Origin of the sequence: Geobacillus sp. CX412, assembly GCF_027942335.1 — a bacterium.
In the GTDB taxonomy this organism is placed as follows: Bacteria; Bacillota; Bacilli; order Bacillales; family Anoxybacillaceae; genus Parageobacillus_B; species Parageobacillus_B toebii.
On record NZ_CP103461.1, the window covers coordinates 1747241 to 1767385 of the forward strand.

Genomic DNA, 20145 nt, shown 5'->3' on the forward strand with positions numbered 1-20145 from the left:
AGGTCAGCTTAAAGCATGTGCTGTTTTTTCATGATGTGGTTCTGGTGTTGCAGGAGGTGAGCTCACTTCACAGTCGATGTTATACTGACTGAAAGAAGAGCCATAGAGGCAGGGCAATATATGAAAACGTTTACTCAATGGTGTTTCAATTAATGCCCTTGCTTCGAGTGAGAGTCCTTATTTAATACTATGAAACATATTTCCACTCAGTGCCAAGTTAAGAACCGATTGGTTTATTTATTACACCAAGGTTGACTCACTCCTTAAACTTTCATTCTCTCAACAACCAGTAAGAAGCTAACTTATGCGAAATAATCATAATCGTACCACCTAACCTCTGATCTTCGATGGTTGATAAAAAATTAAACTTTATAAAATATTGTTTCACATCAATATTCGGCGAAAAACATACATGTAATGTTTCTCTAAAAAAAATTGGGTCACTATAAACTTTATATAATCCTGTATTAGCAATAATTAGAAATAAACAGGCCGGCATCAACAATATAAGCATTTTATAAATATAATTGCGTTTTAGTTTATTTGATTTCTCACCATAAGATGTTGCCACTGGCCACCACACGAGAAAAGATAGCGCCATTAAGAAACCTTTTGAAAAATCATGCAAGGTTTTATGACTCATGACAGTGTTAAATACAACTGGAAAATGGTAAAAGGAGAACATAAAAGCAAAGAGGCCTAATATAGCATGGTGAAAATTCTTGTTGCTACGAAGCTTAACCAATAAACGAAATCGAGGATGCTCCTTAATTTCCGACAGCCCAGAAAGGATAAGCACAGGAATAAAAAAGAAAAGAAGACTCATTTGAAACATATGTACACTAAATAAAAGATGGCTATAAAAGTTTAAGGCACTTCCAAAACAAAGATTAATCAAAACAAGCCCCAATACAAAACATATTATTTTTTTTACTATCATTTTATTAAACTGACCGACCCTAACAAGCGTTAATAAATATACAACAAGAAAGAAAAATGTAAATATTAAGATAGTTTTGTCTATATATTGAATTGATTCCAACTTCTTCACCTCCTTAATCTAGGTTTACAAATGATGACTTAGGGTGCTGCTCGCAGCACCCCGCTATGTACTGCCTTTTTCCAAGTTGTTACATCATGGACATCGACGAACGCATCAATATAAGGCAATGCTATCGACATCCCCACCGAAGTTGGTTCATAACCAGGTTCACCAAGCAGCGGATTTATCCACACTATTCGTCCAACGCGATCAGCCAAGTCGCGCATGGAAACATGCATTTGCTCCGGATGGCCGGCATCAAATCCATCCGATATGATAATGACACACGTATGCCGTTGCAAAAGACTAGAGTAACGATGAAGTAATTGTGCCAACGCATCGCCAATCCGGGTTCCGCCCCGCAATCCCGGTAAATCACTATAAGGAATACCAGACAACCCTTTTCGAGCAATAAGCGACGTCACTCGCAACAGGCGTGTGGAAAAGAGAAAGATTTGCGTGCGTGCACGCACCCGCGTAAATGACCAGGCAAGTGAAGTAATGAAAGGCGCATATGGTTTCATTGATCCAGAAATGTCCATAACTAGGACAATTCGCGGCTTGTCGGGACTGCGTTGGCGCATTTTGAGTTCAAACGGTTCCCCTGACTGGCGCAACGCACTTCTTATAGTTTGACGCAGGTCAATTTTCTCTCTGCCTCGTGACTGCCACTTGCGGCCGCGAGGTGCATCCATTGTACGCACTGCCAACTGGGTCAGTTTAACAACATCTTTCAAAACTTGTCCGTCCGCCCGTAAAGCAAAACGCTCTCCATCGTTAGGATGATAGCCGGCGAGAATACCCTGTGTAATTTCTAGCGGCGGACGCTCCGCATTTTCACCGGAACCGGTTCCGCCCATCAAATCCTCTGGTTGCAAGCGGCGTTTCTCCTCCAAACGCGCTTCCCGTATGCCAAAATATTGCTCAAACAAAGTCGGAAAGATGCCCCATTCCGCCGGTGTCCGTGCATAGATGGAGCGAAAGGCGCTACAAACCTCATCAATGGAGGCAAGGTTCAATTCAGTCAAGGCAGCAAGTGCTGTCAATGTTTCGGGAACTCCTGCACGAAATCCGCGTTTTCGCAGCCAAGGCGCAAAATCTGCCACCTGCCTCACAATGCTGCCTGTCAAGCGGCCTATCTCACCAGCCGTTATGTGTTCCATAGCAGATCAAATCCCCTCTCCTTTAGCAAGTCCATGTCTTCCTGCGTCTTCAGCAAACACCCAAGGGTATGTCGAATCACTTCTTCGTTCAGCTCCTGTGCTCCCAATTCCGTCAGCGCCTGTGCAAAGTCAATCGATTCTGCCAATCCAGGCGGCTTGAGTAGCGACAACTTGCGCAGCCGCCGCACGCTAAACACGATTTGCTTCACGAGATTAGGCGCGATCTGCGGCACATGCAGTGAGATGATAGCCGCCTCCTGTTCAAATGTCGGATAATCGACCCAGAAGTACAGACAACGACGGCGCAAGGCGTCTGACAAGTCACGCGTGCGATTAGACGTTAAAATGACTATAGGTGGTTCTGAGGCGCGAAAAGTTCCCATCTCAGGAATAGTAATTTGGAATTCCGATAGAAATTCCAACAGTAATGCCTCAAATTCCTCGTCGGCGCGATCTACTTCGTCAATCAGTAGTACTGGCGCCGGTCTCTCTCGTAGTGCACGTAAAAGCGGTCGTTCGATGAGGAACGCCTCACTGTAAAGCGCCTCTTGTTTTACGGTGCCATCGGTAAAGGCCGTGCGTGCAGTCAGCAGCTGTTTTGGATAGTCCCAGTCGTACAGAGCCTGACTCGCATCCAATCCTTCATAGCACTGCAAGCGGACGAGGTTTACGGAACGAACAGCAGCGAGCGCTTTCGCCAATGCCGTCTTTCCTACACCCGCAGGACCTTCTAAAAGCAGCGGACGGGCTAGCCGCTGTGCCAAGTGCACTACCGTTGCTAGCCCTTCTTCTGCTACATAGTGAGAACGATGCAATTCCTCTTGTAGCCTGCGTACTTGTTCGTTCATTCAGTCAATCTTCCCTTCTACACAGAAGCGAATGCCTTCTCAAGATTCTCAAATACTTGCTGTATGATTTTCTTTGCCTGGTTATCAATCAAACGGCCACCAAGGCTCGCGATCGGCCCGCTGATGGCTCCCTCACACTCCCATTTCAAAAGGGTGCCATCGTCAGTGTCGCTAAGTTTTACTTGCGCATTCATCTCGACTCCGCTTCCCATTCCTCCACCTTTGATCGGCATAGCCATTGCAGTTCCCGGTTCAATAGGTGACAATTCGCAGTCGAGTTTGAACTTGCCACGAACAGGTCCTACCCCAACCTTTACAATAGCTTGAAAACGATTATCGCCCTCTATGTTAGATTCAATCAAGTCAGGAATACAAGGCACTACTTTGTTTGGATCTGTAATAAACTTCCAGACTTCCTCCCGTGGTAACTTAATCGTATATTCTCCTCCATACTTTAACATGTGATATTCCTCCTCTATTAATTTATAAATTTAGTACATCATTCCTCAGTCAGCAGCTGATCAGGCTGAGAAGAGCAAAAGTTTCATTTCAGTTCAGTGCCCCATCGGAATGTGTTATCTTGTCATGTGTGACTAAGAAATGCTTTCGGATCTTTAGCAAAGCGGTCTCGACAGCCCGGGCAACAGAAACCATAGATAGTGCCATCGAGTTCCAAACGGAATTGGGTTTTCTTTAAATCTACGGTCATGCCGCAAACCGGATCCACCACTATTTGAGATACTGTGGTACGATCGTCGCTTGCAGATAGTGCTTCGGTCTCCGAGATCCCCTTTTCTGGTTGTCCTTCCCACTGCACATTCAAATCTCGGCGACGGCGTTCCACGATTTGAGCAAGGATGCTAAGGGCAATCTCTTGTGCTCCTACAGCACCAATATCTAACCCCGCAGGAGCCGTGATAAAGTCAATAAATTCCTTTGGCGCCCCAGCCGCTTCCAATCCGCTGCTTACAGTCGCCCAACGCTTCGGACTGGTGACCAACCCCAAATACCGTAATTTACAATGGACAAGTGCCAACAGGCCTTCACTATCATACAAACCCATCGTAGCCACGACACCATAAGCCGTTGTATTGTTGAAAGCGGCAAGTTGACTGCGTAATATCTCCAGCGGTTCTCCCGAACTGCTATCCTCCGCTTTTTCCAATGCGATCCGGCGTGGCACAAAAGCGAATCGGGGTGCCATTTCTTCAAGAGCATGCGCAATCGGGGAATCCCCTACAATAATCAACAAAGGATCAACATGTTTTGGTTCTAAAAAAAGTTCAACTGTTCCTTCAGATGCACAAGTCATTGGAAGGACTGTAACTCCTTCCTCCACATGGGCCGGTGGCTGCGGGGTTACAAGCAAAAGTCTTTTTTCTCCAGTTCGAAGACACTCCTGTGCTTGATTGATAACTAATTCCCTCGTACAATGCCCACCTACAAAACCTATCATTTTTCCGTCCGCTGTCACAATCGCCTTATCACCAACTGCCGCCGAACTTGGCCGCACACGGCGGACAACTGTCACCATGACATACGGTTCAACTCGTTCATCCATGCCCTTTGCTGTTTCCCAAACAAGGTCCATTTTTATGACCCGGCAGCGTTATAACGCCACCGGGCTTTCCCCTCCTTAATCGATGTTAATCTCAGCATGCTAGGTACTGAATCATTCGTTAATACCGTGTTCTCTTAAAATTTTCCATATCTTCCATGGATAAAGCGGCATGTCAATATGCTCTACGCCAAGTGGTGACAGGGCATCCACCACCGCATTGACAAACGCGGCTGGAGAACCGACATTCGGCGACTCTCCAACGCCTTTCGCGCCAATCGGATGATGCGGAGACGGTGTCACCGTCCGATCTGTTTCCCAATGTGGCGTGTCAAGAGCCGTTGGGACTAAATAGTCCATCCAGTTTGGCGCCAGACAGTTGCCGTTCGAATCGTACGGGATATCTTGCATGAACGCAATAGCAAACCCTTCCGTTAGTCCTCCGTGCACCTGTCCCTCAACGATCATTGGGTTGATCACGTTGCCGCAATCGTCAACAGCCAAGAACCGTCGCACTTTGACAGCTCCCGTTCCCTTGTCGATATCGACCACCGCAATGTAGGCCCCGTGAGGGAAAGTGAGGTTCGGAGGATCATAGTAGTAAGTCGCTTCCAAACCAGGCTCCACGCCATCAGGCACATCCGTATAGGCGGCAAAAGCCACATCTTTCATCGTCACCGATTTTCCTGGCAAACCTTTTGCGGAAAAGGCGGTGCCGTCCCATACAACGTCATCTTCACCGACTTCTAGCAGATGGGCGGCGATTTTGCGAGCCTTTTCGCGAATTCTGCGCGCGCAGAGCGCTGCAGCAGCACCTGCCGTCGGCGTAGAGCGGCTGGCGTACGTTCCTAATCCATAAGGGGCAGTATCAGTATCTCCTTCCTCAATCAACACATCATCCGCACTCAATCCGAGCTCTTCCGCGATGATTTGGGCGAATGTCGTCTCATGCCCTTGGCCTTGGTGCCGCACACCGAGCCGTGCAATCACCTTACCAGTTGGATGGACGCGAATCTCCGCGCTGTCGAACATCTTAATTCCAAGAATATCGAATGTATTTTTTGGCCCTCCACCGACAATCTCCGTAAAAGTGGAGATGCCAATACCCATGAATTCACCGCGGGCTCGTTTCTCTGCCTGTTCTTTGCGCAATTCGTCATACCCAATCCGTTCTAAGGCAAGTTTCAACGTTTTTTCGTAGTCTCCGCTGTCATACACCCATCCAGTCGGAGATTTGTATGGGAACTGGTCCTTGCGAATGAAATTGCGGAAACGCAGTTCGGCCGGATCGATCTTCAACCTTTGCGCCAGTACGTCCATTGTCCGTTCAATCAGGTACGCTGCTTCTGTGACACGGAAGGAACAGCGGTACGCCACACCTCCAGGAGCCTTGTTCGTATAAACGGCATCGACTTCGACGAACGCGGCCTTGAAATCATACGAACCTGTCACAATGTTAAACAGGCCAGCCGGAAATTTGGTCGGATTAGCTGCCGCATCAAAGGCACCATGGTCAGCGATGGTTTTCACTCGCAGCCCCAACACTCTGCCATCCTCGCGTGCAGCAATCTCGCACGTCATGTGGAAGTCGCGTGCGAAAGAAGTGCTTGCGATATTTTCCGTTCGTGTTTCAATCCATTTAACAGGCACACCCAACTTCAGCGAAGCAGCAACCGCAACGACATATCCCGGATAGACACCTACTTTGTTCCCAAAACCTCCGCCAATATCAGGCGAAATAACTCGAATCTGATGTTCAGGAATACCGCTTAACATCGCGATTACAGTTCGATGGACATGAGGTGCTTGGGAAGTAACATAAAACGTCAACCGACCTGTCGCTGTATTGTAATCTGCAACACACCCACACGGCTCAAGCGGCGAAGGATGGACACGCTGGAAGCGCACATCTTGCTTGACGACAACCGGTGCATCACGAAAGACGTTCTCTGTTTCTTCTCGATCTCCCGACTCCCAGTGCCAGATGTGGTTCGACTTTTTCTCCCGATCTTCACGGAGGATAGGAGCATCCGGCTCAAGCGCCTTGAACGGATCCACCACAACCGGCAATGGCTCATAATCGACTTCGATCAACTGCAGAGCGTCTTCCGCTTGGGCGCGCGTCTCCGCAACGACGGCGGCGACTTCTTGGTACTGAAACAGAACCTTGTCTACAGCCAGCACCATCTGTTGGTCGCCATTCAAAGTCGGCATCCATGCAAGGTTCATTTTGGCCAGATCCTCACCTGTGAGCACCAATTTGACGCCGGGCGCGGCCAATGCAGCTGATGTATCGATTCGACGAATGCGGGCATGTGCGTACGGACTGCGTAAAATCGCCATATAAAGCATATTCGGCAGAATCACATCATCCACGTAGCGGCCTTTCCCGCGAAGAAACCGCGGATCTTCTTTGCGGGCAATCGATTTGCCCATTGGGCGCAACTCAGTCTGTTGAAGTGCCACTTGTGGCCACCTCCTCTAATGATTCTTGAGTCGCCATCTTGCTTGCAGCGGACTTGACAGCCTTCACGATATTCACGTATCCTGTACAGCGACAAATATTGCCGGAAAGTCCCTCGCGAATTTGCTCCTCAGTCGGCGCTGGATTTTCCTGAAGCAGTGCGTAGGAAGCCATTAGCATGCCTGGTGTACAGTAGCCGCACTGCAACGCATGCTCCTCCCAAAATGCTTTCTGCAACGGATGCATTTCGCCGTCTTTTTCCAATCCTTCGACCGTCAACACTTCACGCCCATCTGCTTGCACAGCAAATACGGTGCACGACTTGACGGCTTTCCCGTCCAACAACACTGTACAAGCACCACAGCTGGTTGTATCACAACCGATATGCGTGCCCGTTAGTTTCAGTTCATCACGTAAGTAATAAGCCAACAGCGTACGTGGCTCAACATCTGATTCGTACAGTTGCCCATTGACCTTGACACGGATCTTCATTGGACCTCCACCTTTCCTTGCAACTCTTCCGCGATTTCGCGGAGTGCGCGTGCAGCAAACACACGTAAAAGATCCTTCTTATAGTCTGCGCTGCCCCGTAGATCACTAACAGGATCAGCATCTTCCGGCACAAGTTTTGAAATGTCCTCAATCGTCTTCGCTGTCAGACGTTCTCCGATGAGAGCCTCCTCTGCCTTAACAGCTCGCAAAGGGATCGGCCCGCAATTGCATATGCCGATGCCTGCCTCAGACACGCGACCGTCACTATCAAGAGCGACCTGCACAGCCAGCCCTGCAATTGCGAAATCGCCTGCTTTACGTTTAAGCTTCATATAGCGAGCGGCCACAGGTTTAGTTGGAATCGGCAGGTGCACCGCAACGGCAAGTTCATTTTCGTCCAGTGATGAGGCAAATGTATCCACAAAAAACTCGTCAATAGGAATCAACCGTTCTCCCTTCGGTCCCCGAGCTTCTACCACCGCATTTACAGCAATCATCGCAGTCCCCCAATCTGAGGCAGGGTCTGCGTGAACGAGCGAACCAACAACCGTCCCGAGGTTGCGAACCAATGGATCTGCAACCCAGCGGGCAGTGCGAGACAGAATCGGAAATTGTTCACGGAGTTCTGTCGCATGCTCCAATTCGGCTTGACGTGTCACCGCACCGATCCGCAATTTTCCGTTAACCTTGCTCCATCCTTTAAGCTCGTTGAGATTATTAATATCAATAATTACAGCGGGAGCCGCGACCCGTAATTTCATCATTGGTATTAAACTTTGGCCGCCCGCCAATACTTTGCCGTCATAGCCATACTCATCCATTAGGCGGATCGCTTCGTCGACAGATGTCGGTGCTTCGTATTTGAATGCATTGGGAAACATTTAGAAACCCCCTTTTGTCTAAATGACGAGAGCATTGTGAACAAGTCTTCTTTGGGTGAACGCATTTCGCGCTTTCTCCAATTGTTGGATTCCCTCTCACCATCTCTCGTCTGACTAAGAATTTCGTTTCAATGTTTGAACTATCACTTGAATCTCCACACGACTAAAGCCGGCAGTTTCTGGCGTACTAGAGTTTTTTCTGCACCTATGTGAAAACGCTTACTATTGTTCCTCCAAGCTTTCCTGGACAAACATCCCACTGGTGTTTAGCGTCCTGTCGGCTCGGCTCAAAATCGCTTTCCACTTCATCGCCAATGACTTAAGTCACGAGCAGTCGTGGCATATAGATTTGTAAATGGTTCTGACCCGAACACAGCTAAACTGATCACCGCGCGTATTCTCTTAGTTACAAAAGAATGCGCTTTCATATTTCATATCACTTGAATCAACCTGCACATGAAGGTTTCAAACTGAACTATGATCCTTTGTTTTCTAATAAAGAAAGCGTTTATATCGATAGATAGAAGTAAATTGAATATGTGTATTAGCGATAGTAGCCTTAATGCAAGATATATTCGGTTTTAAATAAAATATTAACCCCCTTTCTGATGTCAAATTTTGTAGCTTCGCTGTTTTGGTGATAAAGATTGCTCAAAACTTGTTGAAGGGATACATTCATTAACAATGAGGCAAGAATCTGAGGTGATCTTTGCAATTATTATTTATAGTAATAAATATTCAGAATTGTCAATGTTTTAAAAAGTGTGAAGTAATGTTTATTAGATTTAATCCAGAATCTTTGACTTCATCAAGTTAGCAGAGTTATTTTAGTAGTTTAACGACTGCGGGAAAGCAAGAACAACTTAGAGATGATCCAAGGTATCGATTCAAAATATAACGATGAGAATATTCAATAGAAAAAATAAAGTAAACGTGAAGTTGTTAGACAACCTAACTCTATTTCACACCCCTTTTGCTGACATTCCTTTTTATGTGAAGAATTTATCATCCTAATCCCATGCGGATAAATAAATGACTGACATGCCGCATCTGAAACTACTGCAAAGATAAATTATTACAATTGGGAATTCAAATGGTTGGTCAAAAAGGAGAAGAAAAATGGTTAGATCAAAAGGGGGAGAAGCGTCGAAAGACTTTTTAGGAATCCAGGGCGATATTTGGGATACAAAATGGGATATGTTATGTTGCTTGATCGGATCTATTGTTGCATTGTTCATCTTTTCTAAACTACATAACAGACTGTTAAAAAATGATGGGGCTTCCTCTAGGTTTTAACGGGTTTGGTGGAAATAAAATAAAACCCAATATCTCCAAAGTTTTTGCACAATAAATTTTGTAGCTATTGATAGAAAGCAACACGAAAAGGGTGTTTTCTCGACGAGAAAACACCCTTTTATTTGGGAGGGGAAAATAAGTAAATGAGTTTTCCTTCTATAAGTTGCTGAAGAGTACTCCATACACATTTCTTCTGATTTTTTGGATAATAATTGTTGCCGATCTAGCATCTTTCCCCTCTATCCATTCGCAGTATTGCTAAGCGTGGACAGAAGCAATGTGGTGTTAATCCCTTCTTTTTACTCTAGTTGGAGGCTGTGAATCATAGCCACCTATTCCCTCCCACTAACTCCTGTATAACGGGCGATCTAGCGCATATAATCGTCGATATCTTTCCTCACTTTTAAGCAGTTGTTGATGGCTGCCATCCATGGTGATTTTTCCTTTTTCAAGGAAAATGATGCGATCCATTTTCTCCACGCCCATCAAATGGTGCGTTACCCAAATGATCGTTTTTCCCTTCAGTGTATCGAAAATGGTAGCCAATAGGTTCGCTTCTGTGATTGGATCGAGCCCAACTGTTGGTTCATCCATAATGACTATCGGGGTGTTTTGCAATAATATCCGTGCTAGTGCTATTCTTTGCCGTTCACCGCCAGAAAAGCGAGAACCTGTTTCATGCATGTTCGTCTCATATCCTTTAGGCAATTGCATAATCATCTCATGCAATTGAACCATCTTGGCTGCTTCGTATACTTCTTCATCCGTTGCGTCCGGGTTGCCAAGGCGGATATTGTTCATGACGGATGTATTGAATAAATAAGGCTTTTGGTTAAGAACAGCCATTAATTTTGGAACAGCCGAACCCAACTCATGTACATTCATTCCATTTATGAGCACTTCCCCACGAGTCGGTACAAGCGCTCCTTGAATTAGTTTCAACAACGTTGATTTTCCGGATCCGCTGCGCCCGATAATGGCAATTTTCTCACCCTGTCTTATTTTTAAACTAAAATCGTCCAGCAGCGGTGTTTCCAAAGTATATCCAAATGATAAATGGTTTATTTCAATCGTTGCTTGAGATAAGTCCAACAACTCTTTCCATCCATCTGCTTCTATCTGAGGTTGAAAGGACTCTGCTTGAATGGCTTCAAGACGCTTTAATGAATCTTGATAGGATGATGTTTCACTAACAGCCCCTGCAATCGGTAAAAATGATTCTACTAAAGACAGTGCTGCAAGACCGCAAGCGGCAATTATTGTGGGCGAGAATTCTCCTCTTAGCGTTTGCTCATTGGCCCAATAGATGGCTGTAACGACAATGGCGCCAAGCACAATCTGATTCAGAACGTCCCGCCAATTCACAAACGAACGTTTCTTCGTTTCAAGTTCAAGCAGTTTTTGTTCTTGTGTTTCGTATTGCCGAATATAAGTCTTGTATTTCCCGCTGAATATCCAGTCGCTGATGCCGAAAATCGTATCGGTGAACTGTTGATAAAGTTGGTGTCTTCCCCTTTTCCATTGTTCATTTTTTGTTTTCATATAAATGTATGAAATAATTGGACCGACAAAAATCAACAACCCTATGAATACAGCCAGAAGAATGGCGAATGGAATCGAAAAAAGTCCTGCACAAATAATAACCACTGTGTAAATGACTAATGAAACAATCGAAGGAAACAGTATTTTTAAGTAAAAATCCTGCAAATGTTCAATATCATCGGCGAGTGCACCAAGAACGTCGCCTGTGCGTAAGCGGGAACGAAAAAACAATGCCTGCGGCTCAATGATTTTATATAAACGGACGCGCATTTCAGAAAGTATTTTCAAAATGAATTGGTGTCCCGTCAGTCTCTCCACATAGCTAAGCACAGCCCGGCCAATACCGAATGCACGGACACCGACAATCGGCACATAAACCATTAAAATGGATTCAGGTTGTGTCGCCGCTTTAGAAATTAAATAACCCGAAGTAAACATCAATGCTCCGCCAAAGAGAATGGTAAGCGAACCAAGAAAAATAGCCAACGCAAACAAGCCGCGATATTGACGCAAATAAGGGTAGATCCAATTCTTCATCAGATGCCCTGGTTACTAAAATTAAAATCGACACATCGCGATGGAACCAGGAAACATCGCTTGCCGCTCAGGAAACCCCTGAGTTCCATCAGGAAGGGAATTTCCCTTGTCATTCACCGACCGTGAAAGACACCCCGTGGATCGCGGTTAGCGACGGCGCCTGTCGTGCACCATTCCTTCCATCGGTCAGTACACGACAACGATTTTAGCAACCAGGTCTACACCTCCTTTAGTTGAAGTTGGTACTGATTCATCCAGCAGAATTTGTGCAAGATGTTCCATAACGACCATTCATGTTCTTGTTTGAAATTTTCGATTTTTTGTAACATCATGATTAAATATTGGCATTGTTTCATTCCGCTTTTCGATTGCTTGTAGGATTCTTCCATCGACCCTAACATGGCAATCAAATGGCGTTTCACTTTCGTTTTTATGGTATGCATGAGTTCTTTTGGCAATCGTTCACGATACCCTAATCCTCGTCTGCCAATCACCAAAGCGGCACTTTCATGGACGGATAACCCATACTTTTTCATATACTTGAATCGTCCGATGACGCTGGTATAGGCAGGGTTCACCTTTTTGACGCGAAACCCAAGCCTTAGTCCCCGGCGAAAGATCGTTTCCGACATCTTTTTCTTTTTGAAATGGTGGGTCAAGCGATTGAATCGTTTGTCCGTATCGTGCCGCTGTCTTAGTTGAATGTTTTCGATGACCACTGCCCCCACATTCTCTTGAAGCAGCCAGTCATACACATCTCGTACGGTTTCTCCAACGATGTTGTTTCGTTTATTCGCCCGCACATATTCGAGTTCATGGCAGTAAAACACTTTTGATTTGATGAAGTTTCCTTGTTTCGAAACGATGCTCACGGCGATGCGGTCAATGTTGATGTCAATTCCTGCGATTCGTTCCGCTTGAATCGGTTCATCATAGGCAAGTTCCCTGCCATATACCTCTTTTTCATAGATGAGATGAATGTAATATTCCCCGTTTTTGCGTTTGATCTCAACGGTATATGGTCGATATTCGATAATGGGCTTTCCTTTTGCATTCACTCCGACTTGTTCTCCCATGACGAGATCGATGATTTCCTCTTCATATTTTTCAGGAACAGACACAGGAAAGCGTAAACGGGGAGCGTGTTTCCCATTTTGTTGTTCCAGCGGGTTGGCGATTTCTACATACCATTGATTCGTGTTGTCGTCATACACGAGGCGAATATTTAAATTTCCTTTTTTGCTTTTATCCCCTCTGGCATACAACTGATTCGATCGTAAATCTTTCCATTCTTCGTTCGTGATTTTTCCTTTCAAGCGTTTGTAAAAGTTTTGTTTTCCGCCAAAAATCACACGTGGAATCGTTCCTTGGTCGAGATGGTGCTTTAGCTCGGCTTCTTTGGATTTCAGTTTTTCTAATCGTCGGTGTAATCCGTCTAAACACGTTGGAAGATCGACTTTTTTCGGTGTTTTTCTTCCATGTTGATACTCATCGATTTTCTTTTCGGTTTTTTCGATTTTCGCCCGCACATCTTCCAGCCTTATTGGAAGCAACTCACGTTGGGAAGAAATCAGCGATTGAGCCAGCATCACCGCGTCTTCGGCGTACCGTTTGTTGAGCTGAAATTGGCGCGGAAGGTGCTTGATGATGTCTTTGGCGTTCCTTCCTTCCAGCAAACGGTTGAACGCATATCGCTTCGCTGAACAAAAGACGCGCATCAACTCGTCTAATAAGTGAAGTTGTGTTTCATCATCGGAAACGATTTTCATCACCCGAACCGTTTTCATCCACTTGCCATCCCCCTATGTTTGGATTCTTTAGAACATATATTCGCCAAATCTTCTTCATTTCCTACATAATGAAGGGGAGATATTTTTTATCATAAGACAGGAGATGATGGAAAAGATGGAGAGCGTACATTCCTTCCTCAATGTCCAATAACAGGAGATCTTTACTTTTTTAACAAACTACTTATACCTCCATTTGTGTTTTAACAAGCTGATAATAAGTGGATTTCTGTCTTATTAACTGTTCGTGTGTTCCGATTTCCATTATTTTGCCTTGATCAAGAACAATGATTAAATCCATATCCAGCATCCAATGCAAGCGATGGGTGGCAAAAAATACGAGCTTGCCTTTAAACAATTGCAACATCGTCTCTTTTAATTCGTATTCTGTTTCAATATCAAGATGGGCAGTTGGCTCATCAAGCATGATGATAGGACGGTTGCTTAAGAATGCGCGTGCGAGGGCGATCCGTTGTTCTTGTCCGCCGCTTAGGCTCCGTCCACCTTCCCCTATGATTGTCTCAAGTCCCTGTGGAAGCGATCGAATCACTTCAGTAAGGCCCGCTCTCTCTGCGGCCTTCTCTACTTCTTTTACAGTTGCCTCTGGATGATAAAAACGAATATTGTTTAAAATGGTATCGTGAAATATATAAGGGTGTTGGGGAATATACGTTATTTGACTTTGCCAATTCAACTGAGATAAAGTCGTTAGCTTCTTGCCGTTTATCTGAAATTCACCTGATGTTGGTGTTAAAAATCCGCTTAAAATATCAATCAATGTGGACTTTCCTGCACCGCTGGCTCCAATAATTCCAATTTTTTTTGAGCCTGAAACAGAAAATTGGATATCTTGCAAAGCTGGACGACCGCTCTCAGGAAAATGTACACTTACTCCTTTAACCGAAAATGTACTTGTTGATTCCCAATGAGGGATTGGATCCTGTTTTTGCTGCAACGATTCTTTATCTAGGATTTCTTGAATCTTTTTGCCTGCTTCTTTGCCGTCAAGCGTCGCATGGTAATCGGCCCCCACCTCCCTGATTGGCAGGAAATACTCCGGCGCCAGGATCAGAATAGTCAATGCTGGATGCAGCTCCATCTTCCCGTTGATTAAATCTATTCCAAGAAAAACGGCGACGGTCGCTATGGAAAGCATTGTAAAAAAATCCAATGCAAACGAAGATAAAAAGGCAATACGCAAAGTTCCCATTGTAGCCCGTCGATATCTTTCGCTTACTAAAATAATTTGATTGATGTGCTGCCGGCTTAATCCCAAATATTTGAGTGTTTCCAATCCTCTCAAAGAATCGACAAAATGATTGGACAGCATTTGATAGGACTCATATTGGCGATCAGCCTTTATTTTTGCCGCCAATCCAAGCAAAATCATAAAGGCAATAAGTATCGGAACGGCTAGGGCTAAAATGACAGCAGAGCGGATATTGACAAAAAAGATAAAGATGCAGATCATGGCAGGGATAATTGCCGAATTCATCAATTTCGGAAGAATAAGCTCCAAATATCGTCGGAATTTCATAATCCCTTCCATAACCAAGGTGACTGTCTGTCCGGAGCCTTCTTCTTTTACAAAACGAGGGCCAAGTTGAAACAGTTTTTGCAACAATGATTCCCGGAACTCTTTACTCGTTCTGGCAGCAAAATGGTAGGCTATATTTCTTTTCCAAACGGTAAGCAGTTGGCGAACAACTAACGCAAGAAAGAAAATAATCAACTTTATAAAGACATTGGCAAACGAATCTCCCCCGAAAAGGGAGGAGATTGCGTCTGCCAAAAAATAAGCCTGAATAATAATGATAGCACCTTGAATAGTCGTTAATATCGCCAGCCCAGCTAAAACCGGCTTAATTCCTTTGTAAGAAAACAACGCCTTATCCATCAGTACGTTAAATGCTCCTTGTCAGATACTCGTTTGCGGAATACGTAATAGCTATAAATAGTATACCCTAAAACAAACGGTAAAATCGTTACGGCTACAATTGTCATTATTTTTAGGGAATATGCCCCGCTGGATGCGTTGTAGACCGTTAAATTAAAGGCTTTGTTCAAGGAGCTGACCATTACTCTTGGGAACAGTCCAACGAAAATCGATGATACCGTTAACACGATTCCAAGCCCTGTCATGGCGAACGCCATTCCTTCACGTTTATTGGAAATGAAAAAGTATGATAAACCAACAGCCAGAACAATTAATACGGCAATAATAAGCTCAAGGATAGGGCGCACCTCGAAAATATCTGTCATAGACCAAGAAAGCCCTACAAAGACGACAAGTGATGCAAATACGGCCAACACCAATTTTTTAGCCAATGCAGCCGACCGCTGTCTGATCTCTCCTTCTGTTTTTAAAGATAGAAAAGTCAAACCATGCAATAAGCACAATAATGTAATCGTTAAGCCGCCCCAAATGGAATAGATATTAATAACATCCGAGAACCCGGCTTCCATATTCATATCTTTATGGATCGGCACACCCTTAAGCATGCTTGTAAACAGAACACCTAGAAGGAACGGCGGCAGCATGCTTCCGAAAAAGATCACCCAGTCCCAAACATTCGTCCAGCGCGCATCTTCAACTTTGCGGCGATATTCAAAAGCAACGCCGCGTCCAATTAGGCTCAGCAAGACTGCCAGCATCAGTAAGTAATAGCCGCTGAACATCGTTGCATACCAGTGCGGAAATGCGGCAAAAATGGCGCCCGCTCCAGTGATTAGCCATACTTCATTCGCGTCCCAGAAAGGACCGATTGTATTCACCATGATAGTCCTCTCTTTTTGATCACGGGCAAGGAAGCGAGTCGACATTCCTACGCCAAAATCAAAACCTTCAAGAAAGAAAAAGCCGATAAAGAGTACAGAGATTAAGACAAACCAAATTTCACTCAATTCCATCTTAAACACCTGCCTTACTGAATGGATCTATGGATACCGTTGAATTTGCATCTTGATGTTCTATCGGTCCTCGTTTAATTTCGCGAACCATCAAATAAACCATCACGCCTGCAAGAATCGTGAATATCAGTGTGTACATAATGATGGAAAATAAAACGGTCCCTGCAGAAACATTTGGTGATACAGCGTCAGCTGTCGTCATCAATCCAAATACCGTCCATGGCTGACGACCCACTTCGGTCATGATCCATCCGAAAGTGTTTGCCAAAAACGGAAATGAAATAGCAGGAACTAGGATTTTCAAGAACATACTGCTTTGCTCAATTCGTCCCTTTTTCCACAGATACAGACCAATCATCGATAACAATATCATCGCTGTACCAAGGCCAACCATTAAACGGAAGCTCCAATACGTCGTCTTGACTGGAGGAATATAATTTGTACCTTCACCAACGATTGGATCGTATTTTTCCGCATATTCAGCTTGGAGAGTTTTCATTCCTTTTAAGCTGCCTTCAAATTTAGAATAAGATAAATAGCTTAATGCATAAGGAATGTTTAGTTCAAACTTATTTTCTTGTTTTTCTGTATCAATCAAGGCAAATACTGACCATGGCGCAGGATCAGGCGTATCTTCCCAAATCCCCTCTGCAGCTGCCATCTTCATTGGCTGTGTTTTTACAAGATATTGCGCTTGGGCATGTCCGGTGAAAGCAGTCCCCAAACTGCCGATGAAACCAATGATTAAGGCGATATTCATGGATTTTTTGTAAAAATCAACATGTTTCTTTTTTAATAGATTATAGGCACTTACACCAGCAATGAAGAATGCTCCAGTACACAATGCACCTGTGATGACATGAGGAAACTCCACCCATAATTGTCCATTCGTTATAAGCGCAAGAAAATCAACCATTTCCGCCCTGCCATTTCTAATTTCATAACCAACAGGCACTTGCATGAAGGAGTTTGCCGTTAAAATCCAAAAACCGGAAAGCATAGACCCAATAGATACAAGCCAAATGCTTGCCAAGTGCACTTTTTTAGGCAAACGATCCCATCCAAAAATCCAAAGGCCAATAAAGGTAGATTCCATAAAGAAGGCAAGCAATGCTTCAATGGCTAGGGGGGCCCCGAAGACGTCACCGACAAATCTAGAATAATCCGACCAGTTCATCCCAAATTGGAATTCCTGAATAATTCCTGTTACAACCCCTACGGCAAAATTAATCAGGAACAAATGTCCCCAAAATTTCGCCATTTTTTTATAAATCTCATTTTTCTTCACTACGTATAATGTTTGCATCAAAGCGATAATAAATGCTAGACCAATGGTAAGCGGCACGAAGAAAAAGTGGTAGATTGTAGTCAAAGCAAATTGTATCCTTGCCAACATTACTGGATCCATCGTAGTTCCTCCTTTAAGTTAAGTATTTCCTCGGAATTGGCCTGAGGCGATGTTATGTTCATAATTTCACATAACTAACTATATGTTCAAAACTTCACATAACTAGCACTTACCCCATCGCATTCCTCCCTTAAGAATTCATTAGAGCATGATCTGAGGTGATATCATGTTCATAAATTCACAAAATTAAACATTATTAACATGAGTAACATAAAAACTGTACAAAAAACTGGCTACTTTCCGAAGTGACAAAAACAAATCTATTGAACGAGAAACTTACCAATACTATAACAAAAAAACGATCATAAATTCTTTGACAGTTTGACAAATGTGTTACAAAATTACGACGAAATTCGTAAAAGATCTTATACATATATTAAAAATCGCTATAAAAAGCAGAAGTTGGCATCATTGATGGAACAGTTATCCATAAATAGATGATTGACAGGGGGCAAGTACATAATCACATTTGAAAGCGAAACATATAGTACTGGTACCAAAAGAAAAAAGAAGGAAATATCCTTTTAAAATCTTCCCGATCTAAAAATCGAATATAAAAGCCAGCAAAACATTAAGGTAGCGACGCAAAAGCCAATCTCGATCGCCGGAATTTTCCACAATAATGTCGATTGTCTTCCCATCGACGAGCCGATAATAATGCCAACCATAATGATGCTGAAGGAAAGCAAAACAATGCTAAACGATAAACGATTACTGATTTGGTCTAATTTTCTCAATAGAAAATCCAGGTCAGGGATGCCGATCTCCAGGCGTACTTTCCCTTGATTCATCAGTCTCGTTAATTCTTTTATATTTTTCGGCAAATCCACAAGCAGTTCCCCATAATCGGAAAAGCGTTTCCATGCCATTTCTGCTACGTTTTTCGGCCGCATCCGCTCCTTTAGCAGCTGGCGGCCAAACGGTTCGGCAAAGTCGATAATACTAAAGTCGGGATCCAATTTTTCCACGATCCCTTCCACCGTCAATAGCGCCTTCCCTAACAACGTTAAATCGCTTGGGATGCGGATCGAGTGGCGAAATGCAACATGAAGCAAATCCTGAACCGCCTCGCCGAGACTGACTTTGCTCAACGGAATATGATAATATTTTTCTCTCAATTGCTCGATATCTTCACGCAGCTGGCTTACATTTACCTCATCCGGCACCAAGCCCATATCTCCGATCGTTTTCATGACTCCATCGGTGCTTTGGCGCATCAAAGCGATAATTAAGGAAGATAAATGATATTTCATTTCTGGAGTGATTCTCCCTACCATGCCGAAATCAATGAACGCAATCACGTCTCCCGACAAAGCTAACACATTTCCCGGATGGGGATCTCCATGAAAAAAGCCTTCCATAAAAATTTGCTGGAACATTCCCTTCGCCAGCCGCTCCGCTAGAATTTTTAAGTTATAGCCGTGTTGTTTCAGCCGCTCAAGTTCCCCGAGTTTGATACCTTCTACATATTCCATCGTCAGTACTTTTTTTGTTGAATAGTCCCAAAACACTTTTGGCACATAAATAGTTGGATCGCTTTGAAACTGTTTGGAAAATTTCTCGGCATTGCGCGCCTCTATGGTGTAATCGAGCTCTAGACGAAGCGATTTCGATAGCTCGTCCAATATATCACGTATCTGATATTGCTCCGCCCACTCCAAGCGGCGTTCCGCAAGAGCGGTCAAATCTTGAAGAATTTCCAAATCTGTTTCTATGACCGATGCGATATGCGGCCGCTGAATTTTCACCGCTACCCTTTCACCGGAATGAAGGACCGCTCGATGAACTTGCCCGATCGAGGCAGCGGCAAGCGGAACTTCCTCAAAAGAACGAAAAATATGGTCCAGCTCTTCCCCCAACTCCTCCTCGATAATGCGGCGAACATCGGCAAACGAAAAAGGCGGGACTTGATCTTGCAATTTTTCCAGTTCACGAATAATGTGTTCTGGAATTAAATCGGGGCGCGTGCTAGCCAGCTGACCTAATTTCACGAAGGTCGGGCCTAGTTCCTCGAGCACAAGGCGGATGCGCTCGCCAATCGTTTTTTCATCCTTCTTTTTGCCTACACGCAGCCGTTGCGGAAGGGAAAGAAACTGGGAAAAGCCGATTTCCTCAACCACCATTTCAAAGCCATGGCGGAGCAATGCAACAGCGATATCGCGATAACGGCTTATATGGCGCATTCTTTTTCCAATCAATCCGTCCAGCCCCCTTAAT

The 20145-nt window shown here is 44.4% G+C and carries 14 protein-coding genes and 1 pseudogene; 1 reads left to right on the forward strand and 14 read right to left on the reverse strand.

Annotated elements, in window-relative coordinates; translation table 11 throughout:
• Nucleotides 1–271: 271 nt before the first annotated feature.
• From NXM86_RS09365 to NXM86_RS09400, 8 genes are all read right to left on the reverse strand, one after another.
• Nucleotides 272–1042, reverse strand: coding sequence for a cytochrome c oxidase assembly protein (locus NXM86_RS09365; protein WP_309218071.1), 771 nt, complete (start codon nt 1040–1042; stop codon nt 272–274).
• A 38-nt stretch (nt 1043–1080) separates the two neighbouring features.
• The gene (locus tag NXM86_RS09370) at nt 1081–2205 is read right to left on the reverse strand and encodes a vWA domain-containing protein (protein ID WP_062754069.1); all 1125 of its coding nucleotides are present in this window, start codon (nt 2203–2205) and stop codon (nt 1081–1083) included.
• On the reverse strand, nt 2193–3053 hold the full coding sequence (locus NXM86_RS09375; protein WP_309218069.1) for an AAA family ATPase: 861 nt from the start codon (nt 3051–3053) through the stop codon (nt 2193–2195). Before NXM86_RS09375 ends, NXM86_RS09370 begins: the two co-directional genes overlap by 13 nt.
• 17 nt (nt 3054–3070) lie before the next feature.
• Nucleotides 3071–3514 carry an SRPBCC family protein gene (locus tag NXM86_RS09380; RefSeq protein ID WP_498957908.1) on the reverse strand — a complete coding sequence of 148 codons (444 nt, stop codon included), beginning with the start codon at nt 3512–3514 and terminating at the stop codon, nt 3071–3073.
• Nucleotides 3515–3636: 122 nt separating this feature from the next.
• Entirely contained in the window at nt 3637–4644 is a 1008-nt protein-coding gene (locus NXM86_RS09385) for an XdhC family protein (protein WP_498957909.1), read from the reverse strand.
• A gap of 81 nt (nt 4645–4725) precedes the next feature.
• Nucleotides 4726–7047, reverse strand: a complete 2322-nt coding sequence (locus NXM86_RS09390) for an aerobic carbon-monoxide dehydrogenase large subunit (protein WP_498959022.1) — start codon at nt 7045–7047, stop codon at nt 4726–4728.
• Nucleotides 7048–7057: 10 nt separating this feature from the next.
• On the reverse strand, nt 7058–7567 hold the full coding sequence (locus tag NXM86_RS09395) for a (2Fe-2S)-binding protein (RefSeq protein ID WP_062754077.1): 510 nt from the start codon (nt 7565–7567) through the stop codon (nt 7058–7060).
• Nucleotides 7564–8448: an FAD binding domain-containing protein gene (locus NXM86_RS09400; RefSeq protein WP_062754079.1), complete on the reverse strand. Its 885-nt coding sequence runs from the start codon at nt 8446–8448 to the stop codon at nt 7564–7566. Before NXM86_RS09400 ends, NXM86_RS09395 begins: the two co-directional genes overlap by 4 nt.
• A gap of 1128 nt (nt 8449–9576) precedes the next feature.
• Between NXM86_RS09400 and NXM86_RS09405 the strand changes: the two are divergent.
• A pseudogene (locus tag NXM86_RS09405) lies at nt 9577–9744 on the forward strand (DUF2238 domain-containing protein); the annotation flags it as partial.
• Between the two features lie 345 nt (nt 9745–10089).
• Here NXM86_RS09405 and cydC read toward each other — a convergent pair.
• The 6 genes from cydC to NXM86_RS09435 form a co-directional block, all read right to left on the reverse strand.
• The gene (gene cydC, locus NXM86_RS09410) at nt 10090–11823 is read right to left on the reverse strand and encodes a thiol reductant ABC exporter subunit CydC (protein WP_081188674.1); all 1734 of its coding nucleotides are present in this window, start codon (nt 11821–11823) and stop codon (nt 10090–10092) included.
• 218 nt (nt 11824–12041) lie between these two features.
• Nucleotides 12042–13610: an SSO2105 N-terminal domain-containing protein gene (locus NXM86_RS09415; RefSeq protein WP_089097609.1), complete on the reverse strand. Its 1569-nt coding sequence runs from the start codon at nt 13608–13610 to the stop codon at nt 12042–12044.
• A gap of 184 nt (nt 13611–13794) precedes the next feature.
• Nucleotides 13795–15507, reverse strand: coding sequence for a thiol reductant ABC exporter subunit CydD (cydD, locus tag NXM86_RS09420; protein ID WP_081188675.1), 1713 nt, complete (start codon nt 15505–15507; stop codon nt 13795–13797).
• Nucleotides 15507–16520, reverse strand: a complete 1014-nt coding sequence (gene cydB / locus NXM86_RS09425; protein ID WP_081188676.1) for a cytochrome d ubiquinol oxidase subunit II — start codon at nt 16518–16520, stop codon at nt 15507–15509. The genes cydD and cydB overlap by 1 nt, the downstream gene beginning before the upstream one ends.
• Nucleotide 16521: 1 nt before the next feature.
• Nucleotides 16522–17928, reverse strand: a complete 1407-nt coding sequence (locus NXM86_RS09430) for a cytochrome ubiquinol oxidase subunit I (protein WP_062754088.1) — start codon at nt 17926–17928, stop codon at nt 16522–16524.
• A 524-nt stretch (nt 17929–18452) separates the two neighbouring features.
• Nucleotides 18453–20126, reverse strand: coding sequence for an ABC1 kinase family protein (locus NXM86_RS09435; RefSeq protein WP_081188677.1), 1674 nt, complete (start codon nt 20124–20126; stop codon nt 18453–18455).
• Nucleotides 20127–20145: the final 19 nt, after the last annotated feature.

Coding starts and splice junctions, on each gene's coding strand:
- NXM86_RS09375 (WP_309218069.1), bottom strand. CDS start 3,053: ATGAACGAACAAGTACGCAGGCTACAAGAGGAATTGCATCGTTCTCAC.
- cydD (WP_081188675.1), bottom strand. CDS start 15,507: ATGGATAAGGCGTTGTTTTCTTACAAAGGAATTAAGCCGGTTTTAGCT.
- NXM86_RS09430 (WP_062754088.1), bottom strand. CDS start 17,928: ATGGATCCAGTAATGTTGGCAAGGATACAATTTGCTTTGACTACAATC.
- cydB (WP_081188676.1), bottom strand. CDS start 16,520: ATGGAATTGAGTGAAATTTGGTTTGTCTTAATCTCTGTACTCTTTATC.
- NXM86_RS09390 (WP_498959022.1), bottom strand. CDS start 7,047: ATGGGCAAATCGATTGCCCGCAAAGAAGATCCGCGGTTTCTTCGCGGG.
- NXM86_RS09395 (WP_062754077.1), bottom strand. CDS start 7,567: ATGAAGATCCGTGTCAAGGTCAATGGGCAACTGTACGAATCAGATGTT.
- NXM86_RS09400 (WP_062754079.1), bottom strand. CDS start 8,448: ATGTTTCCCAATGCATTCAAATACGAAGCACCGACATCTGTCGACGAA.
- NXM86_RS09370 (WP_062754069.1), bottom strand. CDS start 2,205: ATGGAACACATAACGGCTGGTGAGATAGGCCGCTTGACAGGCAGCATT.
- NXM86_RS09385 (WP_498957909.1), bottom strand. CDS start 4,644: ATGGACCTTGTTTGGGAAACAGCAAAGGGCATGGATGAACGAGTTGAA.
- NXM86_RS09415 (WP_089097609.1), bottom strand. CDS start 13,610: ATGAAAACGGTTCGGGTGATGAAAATCGTTTCCGATGATGAAACACAA.
- NXM86_RS09380 (WP_498957908.1), bottom strand. CDS start 3,514: ATGTTAAAGTATGGAGGAGAATATACGATTAAGTTACCACGGGAGGAA.
- cydC (WP_081188674.1), bottom strand. CDS start 11,823: ATGAAGAATTGGATCTACCCTTATTTGCGTCAATATCGCGGCTTGTTT.